Origin of the sequence: Bacillus cereus group sp. BfR-BA-01310 (genome assembly GCF_022664325.1) — a bacterium.
Classification (GTDB): Bacteria; Bacillota; Bacilli; order Bacillales; family Bacillaceae_G; genus Bacillus_A; species Bacillus_A paramycoides.
Genome location: NZ_JAKUHD010000003.1, coordinates 233,763 through 249,456 on the forward strand (window position 1 = coordinate 233,763; position 15,694 = coordinate 249,456).

The window sequence follows — 15,694 nt, forward strand, 5'->3', positions numbered from 1 at the left end:
GTAAGAGATATGCTTTCCAATGGACCGCGCTCTGCTATAAAATTAGATCGGGTTTCAAAGGTAGAAAATTTAATGATACCGGTGAGTCAAGGTGAAGAAATCAAATGTAGGGTATACATACCGGAGGGACAAGGTCCCTTCCCAATATTTATTTATTACCATGGCGGAGGATGGGTTCTAGGGGACATTGAAGTGGTGGATGCAAGTTGCCGAATGATCGCAAATAGAACGGCTAGTATTGTCGTATCTGTAAACTATCGTCTCGCTCCAGAGTATAAGTTCCCTACTCCAGTTGAAGACGCATATGCGGCATTGGAATGGGTTTATGAAAAAGGGTTCTCCTTTAACGGAGATGTTACTAGATTGGCAGTCGGGGGGGATAGCGTGGGTGGAAATCTAGCAACAGTAGTTACTATGATGGCGAGAGACAGAAAAGGCCCTAACATCACTGCGCAGGCTTTAATTTATCCTGCGACAAATCTTGAGTTTAATACGGAATCCCACCAAACATTTGCAAAAGGATTTGGGCTAGATCGCGAACAGCTGGTTTGGTTCCGTGATCATTATTTAAGGAATGATGAGGACAGGTATAATGAATACGCTTCTCCTTTGGTTGCTGAAGATTTAAGTGGTCTCCCGCCAGCAATCGTAATCACCGCAGAAAATGATGTGCTTCGGGATGAAGGAATGGCTTATGCTGAACGTCTGAAAAAATTTGGTGTACAAGTTGAATATGCATGTGAACCTGGTATGATCCACGGCTTTTTTGCACACATGGCTATTTTCTCTAAGAACATTGAATCAACGGTTTCTAAGATTGACAAGTTCTTGAATACTGCTAAATATACAATAGGGATAGATTGAAATCGAAAAGTTATAAAAAACGAGCCCCAGCTTTTAGCGAAGCTCGTTTTTAAATACACTATTATTGGCAATATAAGATACAGTTACAATATCTATCCTAGCTTTTTAGTAAAAAACGGTATCTCCAATTCCGCCGGTTACTGAAATGACATCACCAGTAATAGATGCCGCCAAAGGTGAAGCCAAGAAGGTAATGACATTAGCAATTTCCTCTACTGTGATCAAGCGACCGATTGCATTGAGTGCGGCCATCTGACGTAAAGCCTCTTCGTTAGTGACTCGATTTCTAAACATTTCCGTATCGACAATCCCTGGATAAACAGCATTGACGTTAATTCCATGCTTTCCTAATTCCAATGATGCAGATTTTGTTAAATGGACAACAGATGCATTACGTGGACCAGAACTAAAATAATTGCCGCCAATTCTAGCAGCCAGACCACTTATACTTATAATACGTCCCCAATTATTTTCTATCATATAGGGAGCTACAGCTCGGATACACCGAAAATAGCCCATATACTTTTCTTCAAAATCTTTCAAAATAAGTTCATCTTTAATACTATTAAAATCTTCTGGCTCAAAGCCACCAACACGGGCTCCACTGTTGACTAAAATATCGATGCCTCCCATTGCTGCTGCTGATTTTTCAACTAAATTTAGAATAGAGTCAGGATCAGTAGTATCTGCTACAATCGGGTAGATATTTCTATTTGTTTCTTGGGCTAATTCCTCTGCTGTAACTTTTAGTGAGGATTCGTTTCTTGAACAAATCGTACAATCTACACCTTCCAGAGCCAACTGGCGGGCAGTAGCTTTACCAATCCCACGGCTTCCTCCAACAATAAGTGCTTTTTTTCCAGATAACTTTAAGTCCATATTTTAACCCCCCGTTTTGATTTAACCGTAAAAGACCAAACTTGGAAATTAATTCCCGGAATATTAAATCATTTCTATTTTTAATTCTACAGATAAATTATAATTAAATAAAATTAAAGATTTTAATTTGTAAATAAGTATTACTAATATAAATAATGAAAACAGGACTGATACTTTACTATTTAAAATGTATAGGTCTTGTACGATCGAATAGGCTCTTCAAGAGGAGGAACGTACTCCTATTCTTGTTTATTCCGCTATTTGTGTCCATCTCAAAGTTGCGAGATGCGAAGAAGATAGGTAAAGAGAGGTGTTTTGTGATTTCATAAATATATTGTAATTGTTTACTTTCTATAACTGTATCCCTGTTGAATATTAGCGATATTTACTTACATATTAAAACTTTTAATTTTATTTATCTGAAAATTATGAATATAATTTAAATAACAATCCATACAGTTGTATCGGTTGTTATTTAAAGCACTTTCGTTTAGGCGGAGAAGGAGGACAGTACTTAAGAATTTATAATTTATTTGACAAAGAATTTGAGAAGGGAGATGGAGTCAATCTTTTATTAGGAAACAATCTATAAAAACATGAGAACGCTTTCATAATTAAGGGGCCCTGTATTAATTTTATACACATTATGAAGAACCGGAACGTAAACGTCATTTACTAAGATTATGGCTCACGATACCAAATGGCCGAGTAGTTGCACGTGATTTTGCGATGTTTATTGATGAGAAGACAGGTAAAGCAGGTCCCGGTGGTATTCCCGTACGTGGGAAAACAGCTGGTGGTATTGTAGAAAACTTAAGGTAAGGGGAGATTGTTATATTGAACACCCCAAAATATTCTTGGATTATATTATTATTTATAGTTGCTTCAGGTATGATCAACCAAGTTGATAAAATTATCATCGGTTTGGTTTCCGTTCCCGTAATGAAAGAGTTACATTTAAGTCCTTCGCAATGGGGATTGGTGGGAAGTTCCTTCTTTTGGTTCTTCACCTTTTCTTCTATCATTCTTGGGGGCATGGCCGATTCCAAAAATACGAAAAAAATGTTAACTTGGATGTCGCTGGCATGGTTGATTGTTCAATTTGTTACACCTTTTGTTTCTAGTCTATCCCTGCTAGTCTTTACAAGAATAATCTTGGGAGCAGGCGAAGGCGCAGCCCCTGCTCTATCAACGGCTATAGTTGGAAAATGGTTCCCAAAACATAGACATGGTATAGGCTTTGGTGCTGTTCTCTGTGGAGCAACAATTGGGCCTGCAATTGCTACACCATTATTAATCTCCTTAATCAATCAATATGGATGGAGATCTGCTTTTCTAGTTATGGGGATTGTTGGACTGATTGTATTAGTTTTGTGGGTCATTTTCGGTAAAGAAAGTCCGCAAGAAATCGGGTTGCCTTCTTTTCATCAAGAGGAGCAGCATCCATCAACCCTCTCAAAAGTTTCTTGGCGTCAGTTTCTGCCGCATCTTTTATCTAAAAATTTTGTTTTTATCATTTTGTGTGGAGGTTGTGCCTATTGGTTATTGTCTGTTCAAGCTATATGGTTTCCGGCATACTTTACTAGGGTTCAACATTTTGATAATCAAACATTAAAATTAGCTGTGTCGTTACCTTTTCTTTTCGCTGCTATTAGTCAAATTGGCTTTTCTATGCTATCAGACCGGATTTATCGGAAAACTGGGGATATTCGTAAAGCACGAATAAATGTTGCCGGTTCCACCATGGTGCTATCTGCTCTTTGTGTATATATAGCAAATGCCGTGAATTCAAGTGCTATATCCATTTTGTTTTTCACCCTTGCTCCAGGTTTTGCGTATGTCATTCTTTCACTTGCACCTGCAATATTGATGGATTTTTTTTCTCCAAAAAACATCGGAAAAGCACAAGGGATTTACGTTGCTCTCGCAAGCTCAACAAGTATTATTGCTCCGCTCGTATTCGGGTATTTCATCCAGTATGCAGCGACTGAGGAAATGGGATATCGTTATGGATTTCAAGTAACTGCTTTGGGAATGTTCGTTATCGGATTATTGTTTTTGATTGTTGTACGTCCCGCGAAGCAAAGCCACACAACTATAAAAGCAGAGGAGCAAGTAAGTATTTAATAATCAATGATGGATCGAGGAGGGAAAGAAAGGAGTAAATATGAAAAGGAGGTTGCATAAATGGATCGTTGTGTACATTGTCATGAAGTATTAGCCATTATGGAGCGGAATCGCAGTGAGTGCTGGAATTGCCAAGAGAAGATGTCTGAGACTTACTCGGATGATTATATTGAAGTAGAAGATGAAGTAAAATAGGTTGTACGACAGAATTTGGAGCTTTGTAGGTAGCAAAAAAAGCAGGATATCCTCTGATTGAACCAACCTAAAAGAAATATTTAAGTGCTTATGAATCGCCAAATCAATTGGAATGATTTCACCTTTTATGACAAGAGGATAATTTTTTATTACGAAATCAGGAGCAAATTTAATGTCAAATTTTCAATGATGACTTGGAAACCTCTATCCATATGTATGGTAATCGTTCAATATTGATACTGTACTCCTTTTTGAATATTAATAATATTTATTTGCACATTAAAATCTTTAATTTTATTTAAATATAACTTATGAGTATAATCAATAACATAGTAAGTTTTAAAGATTTTGAATATTACAAATTTTTAAGGGGGTCTAGAATGTCATCTACACAATTGTTTGATTTAACAGGACAGACAGCAATGGTTACCGGAGGTGGTAGCGGGTTAGGGCGTGTAATGGCACTGGCGTTGGCTGAGGCCGGTGCAAATGTGGTAGTTTGCTCACGTCGTATAGAAGTTTGCGAAGAAGTTGTGAAAGAAATCGAGGCGTTAGGAGGACAAGCACTTGCTTTATCATTGGATATAACAGTTCCTGAATCTATCGCTCAAGGTGTGGAGATAGCGGTTTCTCATTTTGGGAAAATCGAAATTTTAGTCAACAGTAGCGGAACGGTTTTTGAAACACCTGCTACAGACATGCCTTTAGCACAATGGCAAGCTATGCTTGATACAAATGTGACAGGAACATTTTTAATGTGTCAAGCTGTAGGACGACATATGATCGACAACGAATACGGAAAAATCATTAACATTTCGTCTTCAATCGGCTCTAAAGGTACTGACCCAGAAGCTGTAGATTCTGTAGGATATACAACAAGTAAGGGTGCAGTTATGACTTTAACAAAGGATCTTGCAGTTAAGTGGGGCCGCCATGGTGTACATGTGAATTCTATTGCTCCTGGAGTTTTCACTACTGGAATGAATAACCCAGAAATACCGGGAACACTTGTGCATAAGGCCGGTCCGATTATAGCCTCCCAAGTTCCAGTAAGGAGGTTAGGTAGAGACAAAGATTTAGTAGGAGCAGTCCTTTATTTTGCTTCAGCAGCTTCTGATTATTGTACAGGACAAATATTGACTCTTGATGGGGGGCTTGGTGCTAAGTAAATCCCAGCCAAATAATTAAACTTAATTCGTGAATATATCAAATTGATGGTGTAAATTAGTAGAATTTAATTATAAGTTAAAAATAATCAGTTCACTTAATTTTTAATTATGAGCATACTGAAAATGATAAATTTGCAATAGTTAATCAACTGACTGTTGTAAGCGTTATTAATGTGCGGATTTTAAAAAATTGAAAGAGGGGATATAAGTGAGCAACGTAAAAAATGTAAAAGAGGTAGTGGCATTTCATGCCAATAATATTTGTCCGGATGATTTACCTTGGATTCCTTATTTTGGAGATGCGAAGTTTAAATTGCTTAAGGCCAATCCGGTGACAGGACAGACGGTTACGCTATTAAAAGTTCCTGCGGCTATGCAGCTTCCTGCTCATTTTCATCCTGGTACGGTCATTGTTTATACTGTCCAAGGCACTTGGAGATATCTCGAGGATCCTTGGGTCTCCAAAGCTGGTGATGTCGTTTATGAGCCAGCTGGCTCATCCCATACACCTCAAGCTGTAGGGGATGAAGAAGTTATTACGCTTAATATTGTTGAAGGAACATTAGACTATTTAGGTGAGAATGGAGAAATTATTGCCAGAGATAATTGGGAGTCATTTCTGAAAAAATACCATGACCATTGCGCAGCTGAAGGAATTGAACCTGTCGATGTGACTAAATTTTAAAAGATAGATTCGTAGAAAAGAGAAGCTCGACGTTCATGCGACGAAGATGCTCCTCTTTTTTTTTTTTAACTCTTAATAATTTGGGATTTTAGATGATGAATATATTTGTTGGCAAAAGTGGATAAATGTTTATTCTCTGATCGAACCATTCCTAAAGAAATATTTACAGTCCTATGATTTATCAAATCAACCGGAATAATATCACCATTGTTGATAGGAGGATAATTTTTCATTACGAAATCAGGAGCAAATGTAATAGCTAAACTTTCGATGATGGCTTGGAGAACTCCATCCATATTGTTTGATGTAAATAGGATTTTTAAAGGTTTATATTTGTTAAAGAAATCTTGAACAAAATACTGCATAAATTCACCTTTATATGTAACAAGGGTTTGATCAAGTATATCATGCGGAGTTATGGTACCAAGAAACGCTAAGGGAGAATGCTTAGAAACATATACTTTCTGTCGCCCTTCAAATAGGGTTTCAAAAGCTATTCCTTCCATATTTACATTTAAATCCGGCGAATACGTAATCAGACCGATGTCGGTCTTATGCTGTCGAATATCTTCAATTACAGCATGTCCACTTTTTTCGGTAACCTCCACATTTACATGTGGATATTCCTGTCTAAATGCAGCTATAGCTTTCACTAGAAATGTCGTCAATCCGGGTAAAGAAGATAACCTTAGTTCTCCCACTTCTATGGAGTTGAATGAGCTGGCTGTATCCTTTATTTCTTCAATTTTTCTCAGTACTCCGTAGGCAAGTTTTAGAATGATTCTACCTTCATCGGTTGGTACAGCACCGTGGCCCCGTGAACGATTAAGAATCTTAATTCCTAACTCCTTTTCTAAGCTGGTAATGGATTGACTAATCGTAGATTGGGTCACATGAAGATTCTGTGCTGCTTTAGTCAGAGAACTGTGTTTTGAGACCTCAATAATATATACTAATTGCTCAATGTTCATGACCGCCACCCTTTTCGAATATTAGTATTACTTACTTACAGATTAAAATCTTTAATTTTATTTAATTATAATTTATAAGTATAATTGATAACAATGATAAGTTTTATAAAATTTTGAACATTCTAAAAATTAAGGTATCTAGAATGGTACCTAAACAATTGTTTGGTTTAACAGATCCTGAAAGGATTTGTGTTGGTAAAGGAAGATGCAAACGTTGTAGTATGTTCACGTCGTATAGAGGCTTACGAGAAAGTTGTGAAAGAAATCGAAGTATTAGGGAAACGAGCCCTTGTCCTAGCACTGGATGTAACAGATTCTGAATCTGTTGTTCAAGGCAGGGATAAAAAGCAATTTCTCATTGCTCAACTGGATAAATAAAACAGGGGGAGAAGACGGATGAGAACAGAAACTGTTTTAATTACAGGTGCTACAAAAGGAATTGGTTTGGAATTCGTTAAAATTTTCGCAGGTCATAGCTATAATTTGGTGTTAGTCGCCAGAGACGCAACGTTGTTGGAGCAACAAGCCGAGAATTTAAAAAAGGATTATGGTATGCAAGTAAATACTTTTGCCGGCGATTTAGGCAACTATACAACGGTAGAGAGCTTGCATCGATACTTGAAAACCGGGGGAATTGACATCGATATTTTGATTAATAATGCCGGAGCTGGCGGATTCGGACTTATGACGGAAGTAGATATTCAGAAGGAAATGGAATATCTGCAACTCAATATGATTTCACTTACGTATTTAACCAGACTTTTTGCGGATGACATGGTGAAACGAAAGAAAGGTAAAATTTTAAACGTGGCTTCACTGGCGGCCTTTCAGCCAGTTCCACGAATGTCGATGTATGGAGCGAGTAAATCGTACGTCTTATCCTTTTCGGAAGCGATTGCTGAAGAACTGAAAGGAACCGGTGTTCAAGTCTCAGTGCTATGTCCAAGTTTTACCAAAACAACACTCACGCAGCAATTCTCCGGGGCAGGCACGAAGGTGTTCAATAAGAACATGTTGGATCCACAAACGGTTGCCAAGTGCGGATTTGAAGGATTAATGAAGAATAAAAGGGTAATCATCCCGGGCTTTAAAAATAAACTTATGGCTAAATCTGTGGGCCTGTTGCCAAGGAAATGGGTAACCATCTATACCCGAAAACTTCTTGAGCAAAAAGTGTGAATAAACATAAAATTCCTATCTTTGAAGGTATGAGAGTTTTTACACGTATCACCCCTATATAATTTCTGTGGCAAATTGCACAATCGTGCTTAATAAAAGAAATTATCGGGTTTGATTTAGTTGAATAGCAAAGCGGGGGCCATTCAATCTTTAAAGAGCGCTCTCAAACCTTATACGATTTACGGAAAATATTATGCTTACGTTATGATTGGAGGAAGCTTCATGAAGCTGAAAAAAAATTTAAATGAATACAATCAATTCAAACGCGAAATGGAAATATCAGCGCAGAAATATGGATTAACTAATCAAAAAACCGTTGAATTCAGCCAAAAGTTAGATTTAGTGGTCAATGAATTTATGATGATAAAATATTCAGAAGTAAACAAACAGGAGCGACTTGGGTAGGAGCTTATGTTTAATAGATGTTTCTAGAAATCATCTTTATCATATAAAACTGATAAAAAATTTTCCGAAAGAAAACGCAATAATTGTAGGTAGGCAGAAAAAATCAGCTAAAAAAGCCCTGTAAAACAAGTAAAGATATTTCGACCTCTTGGGATGAGATAATTGCAGAACAATTGAAGAAATGAAGGCCAGATAAATTTAAGAAGAAAGTGACCCCACAAAGTAAAGATATTTTCATTTTTCGCTTTGAGAGTAAGTGTTACTGTAAAATATTAATGAAGGGGTGACATTATGTGGGTCTGTACCTCACATATGAAAGAAACATTACTATTGTTAGACACTCCCCATGTTAGCAAAGCTTCGTATCAAATTAAGTGTTCTCTTTGTGATAATCTTGCTACTGCAAAAGTTTATTATACTCATAGAACTTACCATTATACTAAAAAACAATTCATGGATTCTTTATCAAAATCTTCCCCTATAAAATCTGGGTAATAAATTTTTGGACATACAATGCATATCAACTTATGAACAGATAGTTCACGACTATTTTGTAATTGATTCTAAAATAAACTGTAAAAGTCGTCCCTGTTAGTCTACAACTATGTTGTAATAATGAAAAAGAATGGGAGTGTCCCAAAAGTTCATTAAAAATGACCTTTTGGAGACATCTTCTTTTTATTTACCTTTATATGAATGAGGAAATGCTTCATATACAAGTAAATTTGTTGATTTTTTCTATGAATTTGTTTTAGGGGCTTTTTTTGAGTTATTGTTGTCCATTTCCGTAAGTTATGTGCAGCAGAAAGAAGCCCCCATTCCACATCTATTTTTCGTTTGTCATATAACTTCTTTTCTCTGTTTTTGATTGGTAATAGAGACTTGAATCGATTTTGTTTTTCCTTCAAATAAAAATGGGATTAACCCGAGTAGCTATTCAGCTACTTTTAGGCCAACCTCATTATGTGATAGTAGATTCTTCACTAAGTTCCCCGCGATAAAACAAGAAAAGCCATATAAAACTAACGAAAATACAGCATAAAGCTAGCGAACTACCGATTATTTGCGGAGAAAATATTTCTAAAAGCCATCCTGTTATAAACATTGATAACTGAATAAGAGATCCGTAAATGGAGTAGTGGAATGAGAAAACTTTACCAATCATGTTTTCTGACGTATACGTTTGTAGCAATGTCGTATCAAGTGGAACGATGATTCCTCCTGCTATACGCATACAGAGTAATGTAATGATACCGATAATAAGTTGATCGGATAGAATGAATCCGAGAAAGAAAAATCCTTGTAGTAAATAGGCCCAACCAAATGCTCTTTTCATTTTTTCTTCATTTATATATATATATATATATATATATAAATGAATTAACGAGAAGACTACCAATCATAAGTCTCGCTCCTTGAACCGTATATAAAATTCCGACAAGAATTAATGTTAAAATAATTTTTCTTTGTAATATGTATGTATAACCATCCTTTATATCAGTAATAAATGCTTTTTTCGTGTTAAAAGTATTACGAGAAGGGATATGCATTTTATAAATAATAAAGGCTGAAATAAAGTATGACAGGCTGTTCATTAAAAAAGCGATCTCAATATTTAAAGATTGTGCAATAATCCCACCTAAAGAAGCCCCCATAATAGACATAGAACCATTGATTGTACTAGAAAGAGAGTTAGCGGTTACTAAATGATTTCGATGTACGATATTCTTTAGAGTTGATTGCTTAGCGGGCTCGAATAAACAAGAGAGTACAGATAAACATATATTAGAAACGAAAATAATCTCAATTTTATAGAATGCAAATAAGTAAGTGAGGACGATAATCCCTCGTAGAATATCGGTGGAAATCATAATCTTCTTTTTGGAAAAACGGTCTACAATTCCGCCTATGAATGGGCTAAGAAGGAGTTGAGGTAATCCTTTACTCATAAAAGTGAGCGCTATCATAAACGGAGATTCTGTTATGCTATAGACGAATGTTAATAAAGCTACAGTATGAAACCAATCTCCAAGTACGCTTAACGTTTGACCATAAAATAGTTTTTTGAAGTTTTTATTTGTTTTAAGCAGTGTGGAATAAGAAACTGATTGCGCTGACATAAAAACTAATCCCTATCTATTGGTGATGTTTGTACATGCTTTTTCCATTCGCTTAAATACATTTTTTCTGCTTTGGGTAGTCCAATAGGTAATTTTGCAATAAATTCTAAACTATTTCCATCAAGATCGTTAAAATATACAGAGGCGTGTGCTAGTTCGGGAAAAACGATAGGCTCAATTGGTTCCATTCCGAAGTCTTTCCTTGCTGAAATTCCTTTTTGATTTAGCCAGTGTATCGCGTTTTCTAAATCGTGTAAGCTTACTTGGAAAGCGATATGTCGTAAGGATGGATGATAATTAACTTTGTATTCTTTTCCTTCCCAAAGGCCAAGCCAACTTTCATTTTCTACAATCCAAAAGAAGGCGATATCCTTGTCTCTTTTATATAATTTTAGCCCTAGTGATTCGTAAAAAGGTATTGAAACTTCTAAATTATGGACAGGTAAATGTGCTTCATAAAGACCTTTAATCATTATAATCCTCCTTAGTAATAATGTTTCTTATTTCATATTAAACGATGTTTTGTTTATTGAAATCGCTAAAAAGAAGGATATAAATTCATACGAAAGTATGAAAAAACAGCTCAAATATGAGCTGTTTTCGTATAGTTTTTAGCTAACGCACTCATTCATTTTGAGCTTAACGGAAAGGATATTTTATATTAATATCCGAATCCCCCGCCACCCCAACAGCTACATCCGATAATGATTAGAAGGATGAATAGTACGATGAGTAAAGCAAATCCCCCGCCGAAACCAGCGCAACTACCACCAAAGCTCATGTTTTTTCCTCCTTGTTAGTAAATTAATCTATATAATTAATGGATTACTTTATACAGTATGTTTTTATATGGAAAAGGAGCAAGTCTTACTTCTAATTAGACAAAAGCCTGTGAGTTCATTTAGGTTTGATGTTCAGTATACGTCATATCGGGGAGTATTACTGATTGCAAATAGTAGGATAAGTGGTAAGATGACATGGAAGTGTATAATAAGTGAACGAGTTGTTAAATAAATTGTGATGTAACTTACAATTACGTTAAACTTTCTTTTCACAAATATAAAATTTGTAAAAAAACATTTTTATATTTTTTTATGTGTAAAAATGTACTATAATTTTACAAGTAATATTATGGGAAAAGGGAGCTTGTAAAGAGATGGAGATGAGAAATCTACAAGATACTATAGAAAATAATAAGCAAGAATTAATTCGACTAGTTGCAACATATGGATTAGGACATAATAAAGTTTTGTTATTTAGTCGAGATTTAGATATATTAATTAATAAGTTTATGAATATAAAAGACAAAGTGTATAAGTGAATAATCTTTAGTTTTTATATTAGGATTATTTACTTACAAAGGAGAGAACAGTTATTGGAACGTTTACAAGAAGAATTGTATAAACAAATAAAAGAAGAAAAAGGTACAGTTACTATATTTTTAAAGAGCGGAGTAAGAATAGTAGGAAAAGTAGTTGGGGTAGATAAATTTACAATTTTAATGTTAGTAGATGGGAAGCAACAACTTATTTACAAACAGGCAGTATCAACAATTATGAAATAAGACACTCATTTTGAGTGTCTTATTTCATAATTAAACGGTTACTGTTTGCAAGCTTCGACGTCAATGCCAGCAGCGAGTAATTTTTTTTCTCCTTCTTGTTCAATGAGTTTTTGTAATTTGGATAAGAAAGAGTCAAAATCTGTATGTTTACCAACTTGGAAAGTCATCTTATGCTCAATTGGTAGCCACGTATCAATGTCAGCTTCGTTATGCTGAATTTTCACTTCAAGTTTATCAAGCGCGTTAGCAACTTTTGCTTCATACGTTTCTTTCGCTTCGAATTCCATCCATAAATCGTGTAATTCTTCCCCAAGAGGACCTTCTAATGTACGTTTAATATTTAAAATGGCCTCTTGCTCATTTTTTTGTTTTTGTAATTGTAATTCACGGCTATTCATCGTGTCAAAGGCGGGGATGTCACCTGCTTCAGCTTCAACAAGGTCGTGAATAATGACCATTTTAAGTAATTTTTCTATATTTACTTTTTGATCTAAATAAGGCTCAACTAAGATGGCCATTAGCGACATACGCCATGTATGTTCTGCAACACTTTCTTGACGTCCGTTAGAGAGCCAGCTGTGTCGCATTTCGTATTTTAGTTTTTCTGCTAATGCAATGACCTGTAAAATATTATGTTCCATAGGGATCCTCCTCACATTGCTATATTATAATTCTAGTATAGAAATGAAATGTGTCAATTTTATGAGTATATCGCGATAAATAGATGATAGTCGTATAATGGTTATTATATATGAAAACGTATTATTAAAATAAAAAAATGTTTTATAAAAACGAAAAGGAAGGGCAGGAATATGGGAGACGAAAATCAAGTGTTAGTTAGGCCACAAAGGAAAAAGAGAAAGTTTGATATTTCTAGCCCATTTGGCATTTTAATAGGTTTTGTCATTGTAATTGCGGCGATCATGCTTGGCGGTGGTGGAATAAACGCTTTTAAAAATTTTTTAGATGTTTCATCTATTTTAATTGTTATAGGGGGAACAACAGCGACAATTGTGGTGGCATATAGATTTGGAGAAATAAAACATACTAAGATTAGTAGTGCAGGCCAAGGCATTGGTTCGCACTACTATTTTTTATATAGTAGAAGTGAAGAAAGGGTCGTGTATGCTTTAGGATTCCGAATCCGTAAAAAAAATTGACCTTCTTCACTTACCTTATTTGAATCAGTTTTTAGTATGTTGGTCTTCGAGATCGTGTATAAGAAATGGGAATCGATAAGTGTAAGATGAAGACTTCAACTTTACGTCAGGAGGAACCTTATGAGACACGTAATTGCATTTGATATCAGTATGGGTAAAAGTTATATGGTCATTTATAATGCACAAAAACAATGTATCTTTGAAAAAGAAATCAAACATTCAAAGTCTGAATTTGAAGAGCTACAAAAAAAGATACATGAGCTTACCAATGAAACTGGCAAATCACCTGAAATTGTGTTCGAAGCAACAGGTATTTATTCCAGGCAGCTAGAACGATTTATGCAAGATAACCAATATACATATTGTCTATTAAACCCCTTAGAAGCAAAATTACAATGTGATTCCTTACGGATTCATAAAACGGACCGAAGTGATGCACATCGACTAGCCATTACTCATTTTACAGTTACCCGAAGGGTATCTCATGGAACGGACCACTTATTCCATCAGTTAAAGTCTCTTTCGATATTTTATAGCGAACTGGATGGAGAATTATCGATGATTCGTAGTCGTATGCACAAAGTAATTCAATTAACATTTCCTGAATTAGAAAAAATGTTCACTAGTAAATCGGATCTATTTTTAAATTTTGTTCAACTATTTCCCCATCCAGATTGTGTTTTAAATCTTTCTAAAACAATCATAAAAAATCGTATTCGTGCCAATACCAATAAAAAAATATCAACTATCATGGCAGAGAAAAAGGCAATTCAAATACTTGAAATAGCGAAAAATTCCTATCCAGCCGTTTCACAAAATGATGTCCTATGTGATCAACTCAAGGTATACGCAAGGCGTTATCAAGAACTTCTTCATCAAAAGGAACATTGTATTAACAAGATGGTACATCTTGCCGAACAACGTGCAGAATATAGTATCATTTTGAGCCTTCCTGGAATTGGGCCAAATACAGCTGTACGTTTAATGGCTGAAATAGGAGATATTACTCGTTTTGCGAATAATAAGCAATTGAATGCATATGCCGGTATTGATATACGTCGCTTTCAATCTGGTAAAACTTTTTATAAAGATAAAATTAATAAACGTGGAAATAAACATTTACGAAAACTACTTTTCCTGATTATCCAAAATATGATTAAACAACGGCGTTACGGGCGAAATCACATCATAGAGTACTACGATAAATTAAAAACGCAACCCTATAACAAATGTCATAAAGTTGCGTCCATTGCGTGTGTGAATAAGTTACTGAAGCTTCTCTTTCATCTTATTACACACGATATACACTATGATTATCGGTTAACGGCCTAATATCATAGTTTTATTCATCATATCATATCTCCCCCTAGTAAAAAAAAGAATCATATTAGGGGTATTTAGTATGCGTTATACGTGGATACATGTGTGATATAGATTTTTGGTACTCAATCCATCAAAAATCTATAAATACAGGTTGACTAATCGTAAGAAAAAATATACGAAAAGTATTTTTACTGTTTTACATAGAAGAGAGGAGGATTTAGAACAGTTAACGGATTTGTTCGTTGATTTTTCGAAAAAATCTAAAAACATGGTTTACTCTCATTAGAAGTTGATGGAGAGCAAGTAGACAATCCTTTTATTCAAAAGGGGATCCGTTTAATGTTAAGTGGATATGATGAAGCAGAATTAAAAGAAGTATTAATGAAGGATGTTGAAACAGAGGTGTATGAGTTAAGAAAAGGAGCAATATTATTAGATAAAATCGGTGATTTCGCTCCAGCGTGGGGGATGCTGCAAAAGCAATGTCAGAAATGTTTAAAGACAAAATGGATATGACACCGCCAGACGTTAAATTTGTTTCGTTAAAAGAAGAAATGGAATATTTGGGAGAAACGATGGAAGTGGACGAGCTCGTTCAAATTACATTCAATCTTGAAATTGGTGATCTACTTCAATCAAAGATGTATCAAATACTACCAATTTCAGAAGCAAAAGAAATGGTTAGACGACTTCTTTATCCGATGGTGGAAGAGCAAGAAATTCCTGCATCAGTCGTACAGCCAATTGAATATAAAGAAGTCAGACAAGTTGAACCGATATATATGGATATTTTACTATAAAGGTGAGGGTTTTCTTACTTGATGTCCAATTATTTTAGCTATAAGATTTTGTGGTGACGTAAACTTTTTCGGTGAAAATATATTCTAAATACCATATAATATAATTAAGTGGAGTTTTGCTGATATAATATTTTGAGTAACCATTTTTTATTTTTTAATATTTGTTAAAAATCATTTTTTGATACTTTTTATACCCTTTTGTATGTTAATTATTTGACGGATAATTCCGAAATGTTATAATATGGATATGCGA

Annotated in this window: 15 protein-coding genes and 5 pseudogenes; 14 read left to right on the forward strand and 6 right to left on the reverse strand. The window is 35.1% G+C overall.

Annotated features, from left to right (window positions below; genetic code table 11):
• Positions 1-72: 72 nt before the first annotated feature.
• Entirely contained in the window at positions 73-864 is a 792-nt protein-coding gene (locus MR109_RS09285) for an alpha/beta hydrolase (protein WP_242271842.1), read from the forward strand.
• Between the two features lie 105 nt (positions 865-969).
• Here MR109_RS09285 and MR109_RS09290 read toward each other — a convergent pair whose 3' ends face one another.
• Complete coding sequence (locus MR109_RS09290; protein WP_002171251.1) at positions 970-1,743, reverse strand: SDR family NAD(P)-dependent oxidoreductase; 774 nt, start codon at positions 1,741-1,743, stop codon at positions 970-972.
• An 837-nt stretch (positions 1,744-2,580) separates the two neighbouring features.
• Here MR109_RS09290 and MR109_RS09295 point away from each other — a divergent pair.
• The 4 genes from MR109_RS09295 to MR109_RS09305 all read left to right on the forward strand — a co-directional run bounded on the left by MR109_RS09295 (position 2,581) and on the right by MR109_RS09305 (position 5,919).
• Entirely contained in the window at positions 2,581-3,870 is a 1,290-nt protein-coding gene (locus MR109_RS09295) for an MFS transporter (protein WP_002171252.1), read from the forward strand.
• Positions 3,871-3,930: 60 nt separating this feature from the next.
• Complete coding sequence (locus tag MR109_RS30035; RefSeq protein ID WP_002171253.1) at positions 3,931-4,065, forward strand: hypothetical protein; 135 nt, start codon at positions 3,931-3,933, stop codon at positions 4,063-4,065.
• A gap of 380 nt (positions 4,066-4,445) precedes the next feature.
• Entirely contained in the window at positions 4,446-5,234 is a 789-nt protein-coding gene (locus MR109_RS09300; RefSeq protein WP_098473019.1) for an SDR family NAD(P)-dependent oxidoreductase, read from the forward strand.
• Positions 5,235-5,442: 208 nt separating this feature from the next.
• On the forward strand, positions 5,443-5,919 hold the full coding sequence (locus MR109_RS09305; RefSeq protein WP_002171255.1) for a 2,4'-dihydroxyacetophenone dioxygenase family protein: 477 nt from the start codon (positions 5,443-5,445) through the stop codon (positions 5,917-5,919).
• A 65-nt stretch (positions 5,920-5,984) separates the two neighbouring features.
• Here MR109_RS09305 and MR109_RS09310 read toward each other — a convergent pair whose 3' ends face one another.
• Positions 5,985-6,890: a LysR family transcriptional regulator gene (locus MR109_RS09310; RefSeq protein WP_098473021.1), complete on the reverse strand. Its 906-nt coding sequence runs from the start codon at positions 6,888-6,890 to the stop codon at positions 5,985-5,987.
• Between the two features lie 192 nt (positions 6,891-7,082).
• Between MR109_RS09310 and MR109_RS09315 the strand changes: the two genes are divergently transcribed.
• From MR109_RS09315 to MR109_RS09325, 3 genes are all read left to right on the forward strand, one after another.
• The gene (locus MR109_RS09315) at positions 7,083-7,268 is read left to right on the forward strand and encodes an SDR family NAD(P)-dependent oxidoreductase (protein WP_242271843.1); all 186 of its coding nucleotides are present in this window, start codon (positions 7,083-7,085) and stop codon (positions 7,266-7,268) included.
• Between the two features lie 18 nt (positions 7,269-7,286).
• Positions 7,287-8,069, forward strand: coding sequence for an SDR family NAD(P)-dependent oxidoreductase (locus MR109_RS09320; protein WP_242271844.1), 783 nt, complete (start codon positions 7,287-7,289; stop codon positions 8,067-8,069).
• Between the two features lie 222 nt (positions 8,070-8,291).
• On the forward strand, positions 8,292-8,474 hold the full coding sequence (locus MR109_RS09325; protein ID WP_098319550.1) for an aspartyl-phosphate phosphatase Spo0E family protein: 183 nt from the start codon (positions 8,292-8,294) through the stop codon (positions 8,472-8,474).
• 961 nt (positions 8,475-9,435) lie between these two features.
• Here the strand turns inward: MR109_RS09325 and MR109_RS09330 are convergent.
• The 3 genes and pseudogenes from MR109_RS09330 to MR109_RS09340 all read right to left on the reverse strand — a co-directional run bounded on the left by MR109_RS09330 (position 9,436) and on the right by MR109_RS09340 (position 11,375).
• Positions 9,436-10,594 (reverse strand): annotated as a pseudogene (locus MR109_RS09330) (MFS transporter).
• A 5-nt stretch (positions 10,595-10,599) separates the two neighbouring features.
• Positions 10,600-11,067, reverse strand: a complete 468-nt coding sequence (locus tag MR109_RS09335) for a VOC family protein (protein WP_002171260.1) — start codon at positions 11,065-11,067, stop codon at positions 10,600-10,602.
• 188 nt (positions 11,068-11,255) lie between these two features.
• Complete coding sequence (locus MR109_RS09340; protein WP_000007804.1) at positions 11,256-11,375, reverse strand: YjcZ family sporulation protein; 120 nt, start codon at positions 11,373-11,375, stop codon at positions 11,256-11,258.
• A 323-nt stretch (positions 11,376-11,698) separates the two neighbouring features.
• Between MR109_RS09340 and MR109_RS09345 the strand changes: the two are divergent.
• Both MR109_RS09345 and hfq read left to right on the forward strand, forming a co-directional pair.
• Positions 11,699-11,915: pseudogene (locus MR109_RS09345) on the forward strand (Spo0E family sporulation regulatory protein-aspartic acid phosphatase).
• Between the two features lie 54 nt (positions 11,916-11,969).
• Positions 11,970-12,158, forward strand: coding sequence for an RNA chaperone Hfq (gene hfq / locus MR109_RS09350; protein WP_002171262.1), 189 nt, complete (start codon positions 11,970-11,972; stop codon positions 12,156-12,158).
• 38 nt (positions 12,159-12,196) lie between these two features.
• On the opposite strand, the gene MR109_RS09355 is transcribed toward hfq, so the two are convergent.
• A complete protein-coding gene (locus tag MR109_RS09355; protein ID WP_048373336.1) occupies positions 12,197-12,799 on the reverse strand; it encodes an HD domain-containing protein in 603 nt (200 codons plus the stop codon).
• A gap of 171 nt (positions 12,800-12,970) precedes the next feature.
• Between MR109_RS09355 and MR109_RS09360 the strand changes: the two are divergent.
• The 4 genes and pseudogenes from MR109_RS09360 to MR109_RS09375 all read left to right on the forward strand — a co-directional run.
• Positions 12,971-13,201, forward strand: a pseudogene (locus MR109_RS09360) (chemotaxis protein MotA); the annotation flags it as partial.
• Between the two features lie 237 nt (positions 13,202-13,438).
• Positions 13,439-14,650 (forward strand): IS110 family RNA-guided transposase, encoded by a 1,212-nt coding sequence (locus MR109_RS09365; protein WP_242271845.1) that lies wholly within the window; start codon positions 13,439-13,441, stop codon positions 14,648-14,650.
• 157 nt (positions 14,651-14,807) lie between these two features.
• Positions 14,808-15,115 (forward strand): annotated as a pseudogene (locus tag MR109_RS09370) (MotA/TolQ/ExbB proton channel family protein); the annotation flags it as partial.
• A pseudogene (locus MR109_RS09375) lies at positions 15,103-15,429 on the forward strand (chemotaxis protein CheC); the annotation flags it as partial. The pseudogenes MR109_RS09370 and MR109_RS09375, both read left to right, overlap by 13 nt.
• Positions 15,430-15,694: the final 265 nt, after the last annotated feature.

Coding starts and splice junctions, on each gene's coding strand:
- MR109_RS09340 (WP_000007804.1), bottom strand. CDS start 11,375: ATGAGCTTTGGTGGTAGTTGCGCTGGTTTCGGCGGGGGATTTGCTTTA.
- MR109_RS09320 (WP_242271844.1), top strand. CDS start 7,287: ATGAGAACAGAAACTGTTTTAATTACAGGTGCTACAAAAGGAATTGGT.
- MR109_RS09285 (WP_242271842.1), top strand. CDS start 73: ATGATACCGGTGAGTCAAGGTGAAGAAATCAAATGTAGGGTATACATA.
- MR109_RS09365 (WP_242271845.1), top strand. CDS start 13,439: ATGAGACACGTAATTGCATTTGATATCAGTATGGGTAAAAGTTATATG.
- MR109_RS09355 (WP_048373336.1), bottom strand. CDS start 12,799: ATGGAACATAATATTTTACAGGTCATTGCATTAGCAGAAAAACTAAAA.
- MR109_RS09300 (WP_098473019.1), top strand. CDS start 4,446: ATGTCATCTACACAATTGTTTGATTTAACAGGACAGACAGCAATGGTT.
- MR109_RS09310 (WP_098473021.1), bottom strand. CDS start 6,890: ATGAACATTGAGCAATTAGTATATATTATTGAGGTCTCAAAACACAGT.
- MR109_RS09325 (WP_098319550.1), top strand. CDS start 8,292: ATGAAGCTGAAAAAAAATTTAAATGAATACAATCAATTCAAACGCGAA.
- MR109_RS09290 (WP_002171251.1), bottom strand. CDS start 1,743: ATGGACTTAAAGTTATCTGGAAAAAAAGCACTTATTGTTGGAGGAAGC.
- MR109_RS30035 (WP_002171253.1), top strand. CDS start 3,931: ATGGATCGTTGTGTACATTGTCATGAAGTATTAGCCATTATGGAGCGG.
- MR109_RS09335 (WP_002171260.1), bottom strand. CDS start 11,067: ATGATTAAAGGTCTTTATGAAGCACATTTACCTGTCCATAATTTAGAA.